The organism is Mesorhizobium sp. M0166, from assembly GCF_040322255.1.
In the GTDB taxonomy this organism is placed as follows: domain Bacteria; phylum Pseudomonadota; class Alphaproteobacteria; order Rhizobiales; family Rhizobiaceae; genus Mesorhizobium.
Genome location: NZ_JAMYTD010000011.1, coordinates 98,502 through 113,399 on the forward strand (window position 1 = coordinate 98,502; position 14,898 = coordinate 113,399).

Below are 14,898 nucleotides of genomic sequence, written 5' to 3' on the forward strand. Positions count from 1 at the left end.
GGTAGTAATTAATGGCGTCTGTCACCATCAGTAACATAAAGAAGGACTATGGCGCCCTCTCGATTATCGATGGACTCGATCTCTCGATCGAGGATGGCCAGTTCGTCGTTCTGTTGGGGCCGTCAGGCTGCGGCAAGTCCACGCTGTTGCGCATGATAGCCGGTCTCGAGCCGATCACGTCCGGTGAGATCGCCATAGGCGACAGGGTCGTCAACACGCTCCATCCCAAAGACCGCAACATCGCGATGGTCTTCCAGAATTACGCGCTTTATGCGCACATGACCGTCTTCGACAACATGGCCTTTTCCATGCAGTTGAAGAAGCGCCCAACCGAAGAAATCAAACAGAAGGTCGGGTGGGCGGCCTCGATCCTCAACCTGACACCCTATCTGGAACGGTATCCGCGCCAGCTTTCGGGCGGCCAGCGGCAGCGCGTTGCCATGGGCCGCGCCATCGTGCGGGACCCAACTGTGTTCCTGTTCGACGAGCCGCTGTCCAATCTCGACGCCAAGCTGCGCGTGCAGATGCGCACCGAAATCAAGGAGCTCCATCAGCGGCTGAAGACCACCACTGTCTATGTCACGCATGACCAGATCGAGGCAATGACCATGGCCGATGTCATCGTCATCATGCGCGACGGCCATATCGAGCAGATCGGGCGCCCGCTCGATGTCTACGATCGCCCGTCAAACCTGTTTGTCGCCTCTTTCATCGGCTCGCCCGCAATGAACATGTTCCATGGCGAGGTGGCTTCCGAGCGCGATGCCTGGGTGGTGCGGACCGACGAGCTATCCCTCCCGCTCCCGCCAGGAGCTGCGGTCCGGCCCGGCCAAAAGGTGATCTACGGCATTCGCCCCGAACATCTTCGACCAGTGGCAGACGGGCGCGGCATCCCGGCAAGGATTACGGTTGTCGAGCCGACCGGCCCCGAAATCCACATCTTTGCCAGCATGGGCAACACCCCGATCTGCTCGGTGCTACATGACCGCATGGAGCCCTCTCCTGGAGCTGTGATCGATCTGGAGCCGACGCCTGAGCGAATCCACCTGTTCGACGAAGATAGCGGCGAGCGGCTGGACAAGGGAAAAAGCTGAATGGCGCGGATCATCATCCTCGGCGCCGGCGTCATGGGCTCTGCCATGACGCTTCCGGCCGCTCATGCCGGTAACCACATCACTCTTGTCGGCACCCATCTCGACGAGGAGATCGTCGGCTCTGTGGCCGATACAGGTCGTCACCCTCGCCTCAACATCACTCTGCCTGACGCGGTGACCGCCTGTTCCTGGACCGAATTCGGGGCGGCGATGAACGATGGACCCGATCTGCTTGTACTCGGCGTCTCGTCGGCCGGCATTCCCTGGGCGATCGAGCGCATTGCAGAAAGCATCAAGTCGCCCGTGCCGATCCTGATGATTACGAAAGGACTTGCGGCAAGCGACGAAGGCATCGAAATCCTGCCACATCTGCTTGCCCGCGAGATCGAGCAACGCACTGGCTTGTCTGTCCCGGTGATGGCCGTCGGCGGACCGTGCATTGCCGGCGAACTGGCCGCACAGCGCGACACCTCTGTGATCGTGGCCGGGCATGATCCCGACCAGGTGGCCGCGGCGTCCCGCATTCTGCGCGCGCCCTTCTATCATGCGCGATCGTCATCCGATCTCGTCGGCGTCGAGATCTGCGCTGCTTTCAAGAATTTCTACACGCTCGCCGTTGGGGCTCCGGTTGGGCTGCTCGAGCGCGACGGCAAGGCGCCCAACGGCGCGCTCATGCACAATCTTGCCTCGTCGTTATTCTCGCAGTCCCTCGCCGAGATGGCGATTCTGGTCGAAGCTCTGGGTGGAAAAATCGAAACGGTGCTGGGGCTGGCCGGCTCCGGCGATCTTTATGTGACCTGCCAGGCGGGCCGTAATGGTCGCATGGGGCGCCTGCTCGGCCGCGGCCTGCCCTATTCCGTGGCGAAGCGCGAACATATGAGTTCGGACACGGTCGAGGGCGCGCAACTGGCGCTGGACCTTGGTCCGACTTTGAAGAATATGATGGCCGGGGGTGTACTTCCGCACGATCGCCTGCCGCTGACGAGAGCCATCATCGACGCAATTTGCCATGATGCTCCGCTGGTTTTGTCCTTCGACCGCTATCATCGAGGCTAGCGGAGCCGGGAAACTCGATTGATGCCTCATATCGATGAGCGCAAGGCTCCACCGAGCCCGCTCTGGACCCGCTGCCGCGGAGTGGACAGGATGATCTGATGGAGAAACCCGCACGAAAGAAGCGCGACGGCCGCCAAGCCGTAACGAGTTCCGTCACGGCCGATCGCGAGGAAGGGCTGCTCGTGCGCGCCGCCTGGCTTGCTTATGTCGGTGACCTGACGCAAGCGCAAATCGCCAAGTCTCTTGGCCTGACACGCCTTCGCGTCAACCGGATGCTGGCGCATGCCCGCCAGCGGGGGATCGTCCAGATTCGCATCAATTCCAAGGTGGCGAACTGCATCGAGCTGGAGCACCGGCTGCGGGACGCCTATGGTGTCTCCGACCCAATCGTGGTTCCGACACCGCCCGATCCTGCCCTGGTGCCACAGGTCATTGCAGCCGCTGCCGGTGAAGCCCTGTCGCATAGAATCCGTGATGGGATATCGGTGGGCGTGGGATGGGGACGGACGCTCCAGCTTAGTCTGCGCTCAGTGACCGTACGCCCGGTCAGAGGGATGTCGGTCGTTTCCCTGCTTGGCGGGCTCACGCGTGGATCGGCGATCAACATCTACGAGATCGCTTCGCGGCTCGCGGCGCTTTTCGATGCGGAATGCTTCTACATCGCGGCACCGGTGTTCACGGACACCGAAGCCACGCGCGACCTGCTTATGCGCCAGTCTATTCTGGAAGACGCCTTCACTCATGCCCGCGACGTTGACGCCGCTTTCGTTTCGGTGGGCGCGGTGCACAAGGACGCCACCATCTTTCGGATCGGACTGGTAGGAGACGATGATCTCAGATCGCTCCGCGAAGCCGGAGCGGTCGGCGATATTTGCGGCCACTGGATCGGCGCCGACGGACATCTCGTCGATCACCCGCTAAACAGTCGCGTCATCGGCCTCGCCCCCGAACATCTGCGCGACGTCGACACTGTGATCCTGCCCTCCGGCGGCCTCGACAAGGTTCCGGTGCTGCGCGCGGTGTTGCGTCTGGGAGTCGTCGATGTGCTGATCACCGACGAGAAAACCGCTGAGGCAATCCTTGCGGAAAAGCCGTAGCGCAGACTGACCTCTACCAGCAGAGTTGGCTCGCGAGTGATCGCTTCTCCACGTCACAGAACCTCGTGGATTTCCTCGATCGAAGTCTCGCCGATCCGCTTGTCGAGAACGATCTCTCCGCGCGCCATGGCCACGACCCGGTCACAGCATTCGAAAACATGATGCATGTTGTGGCTGATGAAGACGCTGGTGATGTTCTGGGCCTTGAGGGCGCGAACGAAGCCGATCACCTTTCGCGTCTCCTTCACCGAGAGATGATTGGTCGGCTCGTCGAGGATCATGACTTTCGACTTGAAGTGCATGGCCCTGGCGATCGCCACGCCTTGGCGCTGGCCGCCCGACAGTTCGCCGACAAGCGCGTCGGGCGACCTCAGATGCAGATCGACGTCGGCGATCGCCTTGACGCTTTCGTCACGCATGCGCTTCTGGTCCAGGATGCCGATGCCGAAAACCGAGCCCTTCACCGGCTCGCGTCCGATGAAAACGTTGCGGGCAATGGTCATGGTCGGGACCATGGAATTGTACTGGTAGATCGTCTCTATGCCGCGATCCATGGCGTCGCGCGGGTTCGAGAATCGGACCGGTTCACCGTCGATCCTGATCTCGCCGCCATCGGGCTTTTGGGTGCCTGACAGGATATTGATCAGCGTCGATTTGCCGGCGCCGTTGTCGCCGACGAGGCCCAGTGCCTCATCGGGGTAGATGTCCAGCGTGACGTTCTTCAAGGCATGGACGCCGGAATACCATTTCTGGAGTCCCTTGATCGCGATGATGGGTGCCGCCATGATCAGGTCTCCACCTTCATTGCCCTGCCCCGCTTTCGAAGCCAGGCATTCATGACGACCGCGAAGATAGTCAGGAAGCCGATTGCCATCTTGAACCAGTTGGCGTCCACCTGGCTCAGTACCAGTCCGTTGTCGATAACGCGGATCAGGGCAGCCCCGATGATGCCGCCGAAGATGGTGCCGATGCCGCCAGCCAGCGAGGCGCCACCTATGACGGCAGCCGACACGGCCTGCAACTCCAGCCCCTCGCCGATCGAGGGCAGCGGCGCGCCGAGGCGCATCACCTGAATGGTGCCGGCAAAGCCGGCGAGCACCGAACAGATCATGAAGCAGACGACCTTCACCCGGGCCGTCGGGATGCCCATCGATTGCGCGGCGGGCAGAAAGCCGCCGGTGGCGCGCACCCAGTTGCCGAAATTCGTGCGCGACAGCAGCACCGTCACCAGGATTGCCACGGCGACAAACCAGAAGAACGACATGCGAAAGAGGTCGCCCGGCCCGACATAGATCGTAAACAGCCATTTGGGCAGAGCGTTGGCTGGGATGACAGGAGGGAAGCCACCGGAGATTACCACCGTCAGCGAACGCGCGATGAACAGCATGCCAAGCGTGGTGATGAAGCTTGGTATCGCGAAACGAATCGTTATGAACCCGTTGAAGAAGCCGATCAGGGCGGCGATCGCGAGGCCGGCGGCAAAGGCCGGCGCGAACGGCACGCCGGCCGCCAGCATCACCGCCATGGTCATCGGCGTCAGCGCAAAGACCGAGCCCACTGAAAGATCAAACTCGCCGCATATCATCAGCAGGGTCACGCCGATCGCGACCAGCCCCATTTCGGGCAGCAGCCCAAGCATTCCGCGCACGTTCTGTGTGTTCAGAAATACGCCGTTCGAGCGGATCTGAAAGACGAGGAGGAGAAGGAGCAGGAACACGACCGCCGCAAGCTCCGGCTTCTCCAGGTAAATCTTCATCAAGCGCCTCATCATTCGCTCCGGCTTGAGATTGGTTGCGCTGGCTTGCCGCGTCGGCAAGGGGATGGCGGCAGTCTGTCTTCTGCCGTCCCCTTGACGGGGAGATGCCGTGGCAGGATGAGGGGCGGAGCTAAAACGCCCAAAGGCCACGCGGCCTGCCCCTCACCCTTGCCTCTCCGCGTAAAGAACGAGGAGAGGACGCCGGTTCGCGCCTACCGCACGCCTTTTGCGGCCAGTTCCTTGAGCTTCGGCACGTCTTCCTTGACGATGATGCCCTTGCCAGTGTCGATGTCTGCCGGCAGCAGACCGACGTTCTTGGCGAGATAGGCTTCCATCACCGGCATGAAGCCCTGCATGTAGGGCTGCTGGTCGACCTGGACCTGAATATAACCCGCTTCCATCTGTTGCAGGACTTCCGAGACGATGTCGAAGCCGCCCATCAGCACCTTGCCCGGCTCGATGCCGCGATCGATCAGGACCTGGGCGACGTAGGCGTGCCAAAGGCCAGTGTCGAAATACACTGTGGTGTCCGGGTGGGCAGACAGATAGGCGCCAACACGATCGGCGACGACGGCGCCATCTGTGCCGGTGTCGAGCCGTTCAATGACCACTTCGCGTCCGGCATTCGCGGCCTTGTATTCCTCAAGGAATTTCATGACGCCGGCAGCGCGCTGTTCCGACCAGTTCTGACCGGGCGCGGAGACGCCGACGAGCGCCCTGATCTTGCCTTCCTTGGGGAAGAACTCGGACATCTTCTTGCCGAGTTCGTAGCCGGCGGGAATGAAGCCCTGGCCGATGAAAGCCTGGCGGGCATTGCCGGCTGCACCCTCGGTGTCGTCGACGTTGGACGCGATGACGGTGACGCCGGCAGCGCGGGCGTCGGCGATGATCTGGTCGAAGGCATTGTTGTCGACGATCGAGGTGATCAGCGCGTCCGGTTTTGCCGCGAGTGCCGCCTGCATGTTGGCCGATTGTTGCTCGATCGAGCCTTCGGTCTGGGTAAAGACCATCTGGCAATTGGCCTGGATCTTGGCGCAGGCGTCGTCAAACCCCTTCTTCACCGCCTGCCAGAACGGGTTCGACGCCGACGAATGATGCGTGAAGACGATGTTCATCGGCTCCTGCGCGCGTGAGCCGATTGCCGAGCCTCCAGCCAGTACTGCTCCCAAGGCTGCCGAGATAAGTAGCTTCTTCATGGTTCTCCTCCTCCGTAGAAAGCTGCTTCAGGTTCATTTTCAGAGAGTCGATGCCTCAGTCACCCGTCGAAGCGCCGTGAAGGCGCGATCGATCTCCGGGTTCAGTTCCATGCCGAGGCCCGGTCCGGGAGGCACGGTGATCATGCCGTTCTTCACCTCCGGCAAAGCGGTCACAAGGTCGCGGTACCAGGTCTTGTAAAAGGCCCTGACACTCTCCTGGACAAGTGCGTTCGGCGCATTCAGCGACAGGTGGGTCGATGCGCCGAGCACCACTGGACCGGTGCAGTCGTGTGGCGCGACCGGGAGGTGCCATGCCTCAGCCATGGCAGCGATCTTGCGCGCTTCCGAGAGCCCGCCGCACCAGCTGATATCGAGCATGATGACACCGGCCGCTCCGGTTTCGAGAAGGTCGCGGAAGGCCCACCGGGAACCGAGCGTCTCCGAAGCCGATATCGGCGCCAGCGAAGCCTCGGCATAGCGTTTCAGGCTGGACAGGCTGTCCATCCTGATCGGATCTTCGTGCCAGAAGGTCTTGTAGGGGGCAAGCTCGCGAGCGATCTGCATGGCCGGCAGCAGCTGCCACATTGAATGGAATTCAACCATGATGTCCATCTTGTCGCCGACCGCATTGCGGATTTTCTCGAATGGCGCCAACGCGGAATTCAAGTCGGGCTGCGATATGTACAGGCCGCGTGTTTTCTCGGCCGCCATGTCGAAGGGCCAGATCTTCATGGCCGTGATGCCTTCCTCCAACAACGAATGCGACAGTTCGTCGGCGCGGTGAAGGAAGCCGTTCAGATCATCATAGGCGTCGCCGGGCTTATCGAGCCCATAATTGGCCGTCGTCTGGCCGATGGCCTTCTTGATGTATTCGGTTCCGGCACAGGTGTTGTAGGTCCTGATCTCGTGCCGGGTGAAGCCGCCGAGGAGCTGTGCGATCGGTTGACCCGTGGCCTTTCCGAACAGATCCCAAAGCGCGATATCGAAAGCGGAGTTGCCCCTGACTTCCGCGCCCGTCGATCGGAAACCGAGATAGCCGACGAGGTCGGCGGCAAGCAGGTCGATCTGCAACGGGTCGCGCCCGATCACGCATGGCGCGACGTATTCGTGCAGATAGGTCTCGACGGTTTCGGCCATGAAGAAGGTCTCGCCCAGCCCGACGAGGCCTTCGTCCGTGTGAACCAGAACCCAGAGAAGGTTCGGCCGCTCCTTGAGCCGTAGCGTTTCCAGTTTCGTGATCTTCATTGCGTCCCCGCTCCTCAGGCGATGCCGGCCGCCAGCAGGGCCTTGACGCTCTCGTCAAAATGCCTCGCCATCAGGTCACGAGCAGACTGGGGATCACCGGTCTCGATTGCTTCGGCGAGATCGATATGGATCTGGATCATCTCCAACTGCTCGGCATCCGAAGGGCGGGTCCGCCAGCCGATCGGCCAGGTCTGGCGCGATACGCGCTCGAACGCGCCGACGATGAGGCTGAAAATCGGATTCTTCGCAGCCTTGGCGATTTCGTGGTGAAAGGCGAGATCGTGTTCCATGACCTGTTCCGGCTGCTGGACATTCTCGCGCATGGCGAGCGCGTGCGTCCTGATCCTTTCCACTTCGTCAGCTGTTCTGCGCAAGGCCGCCAGCATGGCGGTGCGGGTCTCAATCGTGCGGCGCACGTCGTAGATTTGCTGCACCGTGATCTGCTCGGTGTGGACGCCATGCTCGATCACCAGTGACATGGCGCCATAATCCAGCTCGGCGACGGTCGCCCGTCTGCCTGCCCTCAGGTCGATAAGCCGCATGGCGGCGAGCGAGCTGAAGGCCTCGCGAACCACGGTACGCGAGACGCTCAATTGTCTCGAAAGCGCGGCCTCGCTGGGCAGCCGGTCGCCCGGCCCGAGCTCATGCGCGCGGATATGGCGCGTGATCTCGCCGATCGTATTGCTGACCAGGCTCGCTGCGTCGGAATGTTTTGCGGATACGGCCGTGCTCACGCAATCTCCAGCTCAGGAGTGGGCAAACCTGTCTGGCAGGTTGTCCGGATGTGTTGATAGTACCTAGGAAAGCTGTATGTCAATCGAGTCGTCGACGGAGAACCCTAGGCATCATCGCCGGGGACCAGAGGCTTGCATGACCGATGCTTTTGACGCGACCGGCGCCGGTCGGCCGGGGTGCGGGAGCCTGCGTGATCGAACAGCGATCATCGCGCTTGGGTACGGCAGACATTCTCGTCGTGAACACCGACGGGCGGCCGACCATGCCGCCCGAAAATATCTCGGCGGACGATTCACTGATATTTCGATCGACGCATCCCATATGAGCGGAAAGAGTGTCACTTGAGGACTTGCCTATGCTGATTTCGCGTTGGGGACGGTTTGCAGTTTTGTTTGCGGGGTTGTTCCTGGCATTTTCCATGGTCGCTATGGATCACGCCGATGCGCGCCGTGGCGGCAGCTTCGGCAGTCGCGGCATGCGCACTTTCCAGCCGGTCTCGCCGACCAGAGTTGCGCCGCAACCGGCCGCACCGGTCGAGCGCTCGATGACGCCGAATGCCTCAACGAACAATGCGGCCCGTCAGCCGCAGGCATTCCAGCGCCCGGGCTTCTTCAACGGCCTCGGCGGATCGATGATGCGGGGGCTGCTTCTCGGCGGTTTGATCGGCGTTCTTCTGGGCCATGGGTTCGGCGGCTTGGCCGGCATGTTGGGTCTTTTGCTCCAAGTACTGCTGATCGGCGGCGCGATCATGCTGGCGATCCGGTTTTTCCGCTCGCAGGCGGCGCAAAACCCGGCGCCAGCTATGGCCGGTGCCCCGCGGGGTACGGGGACCTTTAGGCGCAACGCAGCAGCCCGGCCTGACCCGAGCAACACCACAGCGTTCCCCATTCCAGGTATTGGGTCAGGATATGGCGGAACGAACCAAGACAATGCTTCCGATGAGATCACACTCACCCAAACCGATCTCGACACGTTCCAACAGCGACTGACGGAAGTTCAGGAGGCATTCGGGCGCGAGGACCATGCTGCATTGCGCCGCCTGGCGACGCCGGAAATGGTGTCCTATCTGTCCGAGGAACTTGCCGACAATGCCAAAAAGGGCGTCAGGAACGACGTATCAGACGTAAGCCTGCTGGAGGCCGATATTGCGGAAAGTTGGCGGGAGAGTGATCGCGACTACGCGACGGCTGCTTTGCGCTATGAGTCTCGCGACGTGACCCGCGATCGCATCAGCGGCAAGATCGTTGAGGGCCAGGCCGATCGGCCGACGCAGACAACCGAACTGTGGACCTTCATGCGCCAGAACGGCGGGGACTGGAAGCTCGCCGCGATCCAGCAGCCTAGCTGATGTGCTTGCCAGCGCGATCAGAGTGGTCAGTTTTGGGAGCCGTTTGACACCTCGTCTTTCAGCTCCGCCTCGAAGTCGGGAACGCCAAATCGATCGGCTATGGGGCTTGCGAGGGTCTGGCAATTGTCATGCAGATGCATTACACTGACTATCACCGAAGGAGACTGCCATGGCCTCGAACGCACTGGTCCAGACCCGAATTGACGCCGAAGTGAAGGAACGCGCCACGGCGGTTTTGGAAAACATGGGACTGACGGTATCGGATGCCGTCCGTATCCTCTTAACCCGCACAGCGAACGAGGGCACGTTGCCGCTCGAGCTTGTCAGCAACAGCAACGCCCATGATGCCTGGTTCCGCGCGAAAGTTCTGCAGGCCCTTGATGACACCCGGCCGGACGTCGATGACGCTGACGCCGAAGCTCATTTTGCTGGACGGCGAGCCGCAGCGCTTCGCAAAGCCGAGGCGGGCGAGCTTTGAGGCTCGTTTGGGCGCGGTTTGCGCTCTTCGATCGCGAGGACATCTTCACGCATATCGAGGCCGAAAATCCGAGAGCGGCGGTTCAAATCGACCACCACATCGTCCTTACGGCTCGCCGTCTAATAGACTTTCCGGAAAGCGGGCGACCCGGCCGGGTCGCCGGCACGCGCGAACTCGTGGTCCCTCGCACGCCCTATATTGCAGCTTGCGTGGTGACGGCCGGCACGGTTCGCATCCTTCGCGTCCTACATGGCGCTCAGATGTGGCCGGACGAGATAGCCACGGAGTAGTCTCTTCCTCTTCCGAACGAGGACGTCGGGCACACTTTCCAGCGCTGCTCTCTCGAGGGTTATGCATGTGACTACGGATCCTCCAGCAGAAATCTGACGTTTGAATGCCAGCCAGGCCTCGAGCGCTCCTTCAATCGCCGCATACGTAAAATCATTTGCCGCATTCTATGCGGCAAATAGCGCAGCTTAACACCGCACGGTCGCGGCTTCCAATTCCTTCACTATGAGCTCTCCTCCTTGAATGCCTCCTATTTTGACGCTATGTCCCGTCAGGATATGAGGCATTTGCGCTTGGGATTGACAATGGCACTGGCCCAGTACTCCGACGATGGCTTCTTTGCTCCGCGCAAGATTGCCGACGCCTTTCGCACGACGAGCGAGGAAGTCGCCCGGACTGCCGGGCTGGGCAAGGACGCCGTTCAGCGCAAGGAGCGGGTCCGGTCGGACAAGACGCAGCGCCGCCTGCGTGAGATGGTCGAGGTGATCAACAAGGTCGAGCCGCGCTTCGGTTCAACCCTGATCGCCTATGCCTGGTATCGATCGGAGCCGCTACCGGGGTTTTCGGGCCAGACCGCGATGCAACTGGTTCGCAGTGGCCGTGCGGACGAGGTGCTTGATTACATCGATGCGGTTGATGCCGGCGTCCACGCCTGACCGGTTCGATGCTCTACCGCGGTGCGCTCTATCGTGCCCTCAATCCGAACTATGCGCGAGAACCGCTCTCGGGCCGCGGCGCCGAACTCTATGGAGGACGATTCAATCCGAACGGCGTGGCAGCGCTCTATTCCTCGCTGTCCGTAGTGACGGCGCTGAGGGAAGCCAATCAGGTGGGCAGCCTGCAGCCGACCACCCTCGTCGCCTACGACGCACACATTGAGGACATATTTGACAGCCGGGACGAGGACGCCCTGAAAGCTGAGGGAATGAATCCCGCTGTCCTTTCCGATACGACCTGGCGCGAGCAGATGAACGTTTCTGGAGAGGCGATGACCCAGACCTTTGCCCGGCGCCTGATGGCCAACGGGTTCAATGCGCTGTTGGTCAAAAGCTTCGCGCCCGGCGCGACCGACAACGACTTGAATCTCGTGCTCTGGCGGTGGAGCGACAGAGCCCCCTCGCGCCTCACCTTGATTGACGATGAAAATCGGCTTTCGCGCTGACGCCGGCTTTGTGTCGAGATGCGGCGCCAGGTGACACGATCTGGCCGACACGATCTGGCCGAGATGACGAGAAATATTGCCGGACAGAGGACCAGGCATGCAAAAGGGAAGAACAGCCCCTGCCCTGCTTACCCGGCATTCCAGAGGCTTCAGAACTCTTGCCGGCGAGCGAGAGCGGGTGCCGCAATGCTGCACCTCTGGCGAACCAGCAGCATCCATAATTCTCGGCAAGCCAGAGCAGCTCTTCAGTCAGAGATGCGGTTGCGAAACGCCTGCGCCAGTCGGGCAACCTTGCTCCAGCTGATCAGCGGCCTGATCCGGTCTCATGAATCACTGCGTCAAGATCGATGTCTACACCGGATTGCTCCGAAAGACGCCGATAGAAGGCCGAAGCAGGCTCACGACCGGCCTCTCGGAACTCGTAGTATTCGAGCGCGCGCTCGACCACGTCCACCATGGTGCGGTTTTGACGCCGAGCAAGCCGGCGCGCAAGATCACGAGCCTTGCCGCTGCGGACTGAGAGCTGTGGATCGGCCATATCGGATTCCTTCGCGGCATTACCTAGACCCACTTCGCATACTAGCAAAGATGGGTGGTGTTGGCTTGCTGCCGCATGAGCGATTTACGCCACAGCTGACGAAAGGAGCCGCCCATAATTTCGCGCTCTTATTCGAAGGAATAGGTAAACCCTTGGGCTGACGCGCCAACCGTCACCTTCGTCATCTTTTCACCAGCGAGCGACCGGTTCAGCACGCCGCGGCTCAACTCGGGGAGGAGCGTGTTGGTCAGAATTGCGTCAATCATCCTGCCGCCCGATTCGATTTCCGTGCAGCGGGCCTTGACCAGATCCATGACACCATCGCCGATGACCAATTCAGCATCGTTGGTTGCGCGCAGCCGGCGAGCAATCTTGGCGAACTGGTGACGAGTGATGGCTTCAATCATCGAATCCGAAAGCGGAAAGTAAGGGATGGTCACCACCCGGCCCAGAAAGGCCGCAGGAAAGACCTTCAGCAGCGGGCTGCGCAACGCGGTGTCCAATTCGTCGAGCCCTGCCCGTTCCGCCCCGTTCCTTGTCCGGGCCATGATCACTTCGGAGCCGACATTAGACGTGAGCAGGATCAGCGTGTTCTTGAAATCGATCCGTCGACCTTCACTGTCGTCCATCATCCCTTTGTCAAAGACCTGGAAGAAGATTTCGTGCACGTCCGGATGCGCCTTCTCGACCTCGTCGAGCAGGATCACCGAATAGGGCTTGCGTCGCACCGCCTCGGTGAGAATTCCGCCCTTGCCGTAGCCGACATAGCCGGGCGGCGCGCCCTTCAAGGTGGAGACCGTATGCGCCTCCTGGAATTCGGACATGTTGATCGAGATCAGGTTCTGCTCTCCGCCGTAGAGCGTTTCGGCCAGTGCCAAGGCGGTCTCCGTCTTGCCGACGCCCGAGGGGCCGCAAAGCAGGAATACACCCACCGGCTTTTCCGGAGCGCCGAGACCGGCGCGACTGGTCTGCACGCGCTTGGCGATCATCTCCATGGCGTGATCCTGTCCGACAACGCGCTCGGACAGAGTGGCCGCGAGCCGCAGCGCCTTCTCGGTCTGACTCGACAGCATCCGCCCCGTCGGGATGCCCGTCCAGTCCTGAACCACGGCCGCCACGGCGTTGCGGTCGACCGATGGCAGGATAAGTGGTGTTTCGCCTTGCGCCTCGGCCAGTTCGCTCATCAGTTCGCGCAGCCGAGCGAGATCGGCAGCCGGATCGGGAGGAGAAGTACCGCCTGCCGCCGGAACCTTCGTGCCGGCGTTGGACCGTTCGGCTTCCGGCAGGTCCACGCTCTCTGTCTCAGTGGCGGCCTCCTGCCCTTCCACGGCATCGAGAGGCACGCCGTCGCCGCGCAGCCTGGCGCGCAGTTCGAGTATCTCGGCCACCAGCGCCTTTTCGCGCTCCCAGCGCTGCTGCGCGGCTGCGAGCGTGCGTTCGGTATCGGCAAGTCCGGCCTCGACCCGTGCCTGCCGCTCGGCCACCTCGATGCCGATTGCAGCCTCGCGGCCAATGATGCCGCGCTCGACCTCCATCGCCTGGCGACGGCGCATAATGTCCTCGACCTCGGCCGGCGTGGCGTGCTGCGATACGGCGACACGCGCGCAGGCGGTGTCGAGAAGGCTGACCGCCTTGTCCGGCAACTGCCGCGCCGGGATGTAGCGATGCGACAGGCCGACCGCCGCGTCGATCGCCTCGTCCAATATCTGCACCTTGTGGTGCTGTTCGAGAACGCCGGCCACCCCGCGCAACATGAGAATGGCCACCGCTTCGGACGGCTCGTCGATCTTTACCACCTGGAAGCGGCGGGTCAAAGCCGGGTCTTTCTCGATGTGCTGTTTGTATTCCGCCCAGGTCGTTGCCGCTATGGTGCGAAGCTCGCCGCGCGCCAACGCCGGTTTGAGCAGATTGGCAGCGTCGCCGGTTCCGGCAGCACCACCGGCGCCTATCAGGGTATGGGCTTCGTCGATAAAGAGGATGACCGGCGCTTCAGAGGATTGAACTTCGTCGGTTACGGCCTTCAGCCGCTTTTCGAATTCACCCTTTACGCTAGCGCCCGCCTGCATCAACCCGACATCGAGCATGCGCACGCTCACTCCCTGCAGTGGGGGCGGCACATCGCCTTTGGCGATGCGCAGCGCAAAACCCTCCACGACTGCGGTCTTGCCGACGCCCGCCTCCCCGGTCAGGATCGGATTGTTCTGCCGCCGTCGCATCAATATGTCGACAATCTGCCTGATCTCCGGATCGCGGCCGACGACCGGGTCGATCTTTCCGTCGCGGGCGCGCTGGGTCAGGTCGGTGGCATATTTGGCCAGTGCCGAATCCCCGCCGGGATGCCGCCGTGGGGCCTCTGCCGCGCTGACCGTTGGCGCAGCGCCGGCTTCGAGTGACCCCTCCGTGACATCGGCGAAGCGCGCCACGACGGCGTCGGCGTCGATCTTGTCGAACTCGCCGCTGATCTTCGACAGCAGGCCTTCCAGCACCGGTGTCTTCAGGCAAGCAAGCAGAACATGTGCGCTGCGGACCTCCTCCACCCCGAATTCCAGTGTTGCCAGATTCCAGGCCTCCTGGATGGCGTGGAAGATATGGTCGGAAAACTCTTCGATCGAGGTTGCGCCATAAGGCAGCTTGTCCACCGCGCGCGTCATATCGGCCGTAAGTCGGCTCGCATCCAGTCCCGCATCGGCGATCATAATTTGCACATCCGAGCGGTCGGAGAGCACCAGTTGCTCGATGAAGTGGACGAGTTCGACGTAAGGATTGCCGCGCAGCTTTGCACTGTCGGCCGCTGCCTTGAAGGCGCGCAAGCCTACAGTATTGAGCTTGCCGACCAGTTCCTTGCGCTTGAAACTCTGCGATGACCGGCGCTGTTCCATCGAACGTGCTCCTGCACTCTGCAAGT

General features: G+C 61.6%; 16 protein-coding genes. 9 read left to right on the forward strand and 7 right to left on the reverse strand.

Annotated features, from left to right (window positions below; translation table 11 throughout):
• Positions 1-11 precede the first annotated feature (11 nt).
• The 3 genes from NKJ46_RS15010 (at position 12) to NKJ46_RS15020 (ending at position 3,247) form a co-directional block, all read left to right on the forward strand.
• Entirely contained in the window at positions 12-1,094 is a 1,083-nt protein-coding gene (locus tag NKJ46_RS15010; protein WP_352665752.1) for an ABC transporter ATP-binding protein, read from the forward strand.
• Positions 1,095-2,150, forward strand: a complete 1,056-nt coding sequence (locus NKJ46_RS15015; RefSeq protein WP_352665753.1) for a hypothetical protein — start codon at positions 1,095-1,097, stop codon at positions 2,148-2,150.
• Positions 2,151-2,248: 98 nt separating this feature from the next.
• Positions 2,249-3,247: a sugar-binding transcriptional regulator gene (locus NKJ46_RS15020; RefSeq protein WP_352665754.1), complete on the forward strand. Its 999-nt coding sequence runs from the start codon at positions 2,249-2,251 to the stop codon at positions 3,245-3,247.
• A 53-nt stretch (positions 3,248-3,300) separates the two neighbouring features.
• On the opposite strand, the gene NKJ46_RS15025 is transcribed toward NKJ46_RS15020, so the two are convergent.
• The 5 genes from NKJ46_RS15025 to NKJ46_RS15045 form a co-directional block, all read right to left on the reverse strand.
• On the reverse strand, positions 3,301-4,032 hold the full coding sequence (locus NKJ46_RS15025; RefSeq protein WP_023678772.1) for an ATP-binding cassette domain-containing protein: 732 nt from the start codon (positions 4,030-4,032) through the stop codon (positions 3,301-3,303).
• 2 nt (positions 4,033-4,034) lie between these two features.
• Positions 4,035-5,015 carry an ABC transporter permease gene (locus tag NKJ46_RS15030; protein ID WP_352665755.1) on the reverse strand — a complete coding sequence of 327 codons (981 nt, stop codon included), beginning with the start codon at positions 5,013-5,015 and terminating at the stop codon, positions 4,035-4,037.
• A 200-nt stretch (positions 5,016-5,215) separates the two neighbouring features.
• Positions 5,216-6,199: a sugar ABC transporter substrate-binding protein gene (locus NKJ46_RS15035; protein ID WP_352492409.1), complete on the reverse strand. Its 984-nt coding sequence runs from the start codon at positions 6,197-6,199 to the stop codon at positions 5,216-5,218.
• 39 nt (positions 6,200-6,238) lie between these two features.
• Entirely contained in the window at positions 6,239-7,444 is a 1,206-nt protein-coding gene (locus NKJ46_RS15040) for a mandelate racemase/muconate lactonizing enzyme family protein (RefSeq protein ID WP_352665756.1), read from the reverse strand.
• A gap of 14 nt (positions 7,445-7,458) precedes the next feature.
• On the reverse strand, positions 7,459-8,178 hold the full coding sequence (locus NKJ46_RS15045) for a FadR/GntR family transcriptional regulator (RefSeq protein WP_352665757.1): 720 nt from the start codon (positions 8,176-8,178) through the stop codon (positions 7,459-7,461).
• Positions 8,179-8,314: 136 nt separating this feature from the next.
• Between NKJ46_RS15045 and NKJ46_RS15050 the strand changes: the two genes are divergently transcribed.
• From NKJ46_RS15050 to NKJ46_RS15075, 6 genes are all read left to right on the forward strand, one after another.
• Positions 8,315-8,524, forward strand: coding sequence for a hypothetical protein (locus tag NKJ46_RS15050; RefSeq protein WP_352665758.1), 210 nt, complete (start codon positions 8,315-8,317; stop codon positions 8,522-8,524).
• A gap of 13 nt (positions 8,525-8,537) precedes the next feature.
• Positions 8,538-9,527 (forward strand): Tim44 domain-containing protein, encoded by a 990-nt coding sequence (locus NKJ46_RS15055; protein WP_352665808.1) that lies wholly within the window; start codon positions 8,538-8,540, stop codon positions 9,525-9,527.
• A 169-nt stretch (positions 9,528-9,696) separates the two neighbouring features.
• Entirely contained in the window at positions 9,697-10,005 is a 309-nt protein-coding gene (locus tag NKJ46_RS15060; protein WP_352665759.1) for a type II toxin-antitoxin system RelB/DinJ family antitoxin, read from the forward strand.
• On the forward strand, positions 10,002-10,295 hold the full coding sequence (locus NKJ46_RS15065; protein WP_352665760.1) for a type II toxin-antitoxin system RelE/ParE family toxin: 294 nt from the start codon (positions 10,002-10,004) through the stop codon (positions 10,293-10,295). The genes NKJ46_RS15060 and NKJ46_RS15065 overlap by 4 nt, the downstream gene beginning before the upstream one ends.
• Before the next feature lie 303 nt (positions 10,296-10,598).
• On the forward strand, positions 10,599-10,949 hold the full coding sequence (locus NKJ46_RS15070; RefSeq protein ID WP_352665761.1) for an MbcA/ParS/Xre antitoxin family protein: 351 nt from the start codon (positions 10,599-10,601) through the stop codon (positions 10,947-10,949).
• 8 nt (positions 10,950-10,957) lie between these two features.
• The gene (locus NKJ46_RS15075) at positions 10,958-11,455 is read left to right on the forward strand and encodes an RES family NAD+ phosphorylase (RefSeq protein WP_352665762.1); all 498 of its coding nucleotides are present in this window, start codon (positions 10,958-10,960) and stop codon (positions 11,453-11,455) included.
• Positions 11,456-11,759: 304 nt separating this feature from the next.
• On the opposite strand, the gene NKJ46_RS15080 is transcribed toward NKJ46_RS15075, so the two are convergent.
• A complete protein-coding gene (locus NKJ46_RS15080; protein ID WP_352665763.1) occupies positions 11,760-11,993 on the reverse strand; it encodes a type II toxin-antitoxin system VapB family antitoxin in 234 nt (77 codons plus the stop codon).
• Positions 11,994-12,121: 128 nt separating this feature from the next.
• On the reverse strand, positions 12,122-14,872 hold the full coding sequence (gene tssH, locus NKJ46_RS15085) for a type VI secretion system ATPase TssH (protein WP_352665764.1): 2,751 nt from the start codon (positions 14,870-14,872) through the stop codon (positions 12,122-12,124).
• Positions 14,873-14,898: the final 26 nt, after the last annotated feature.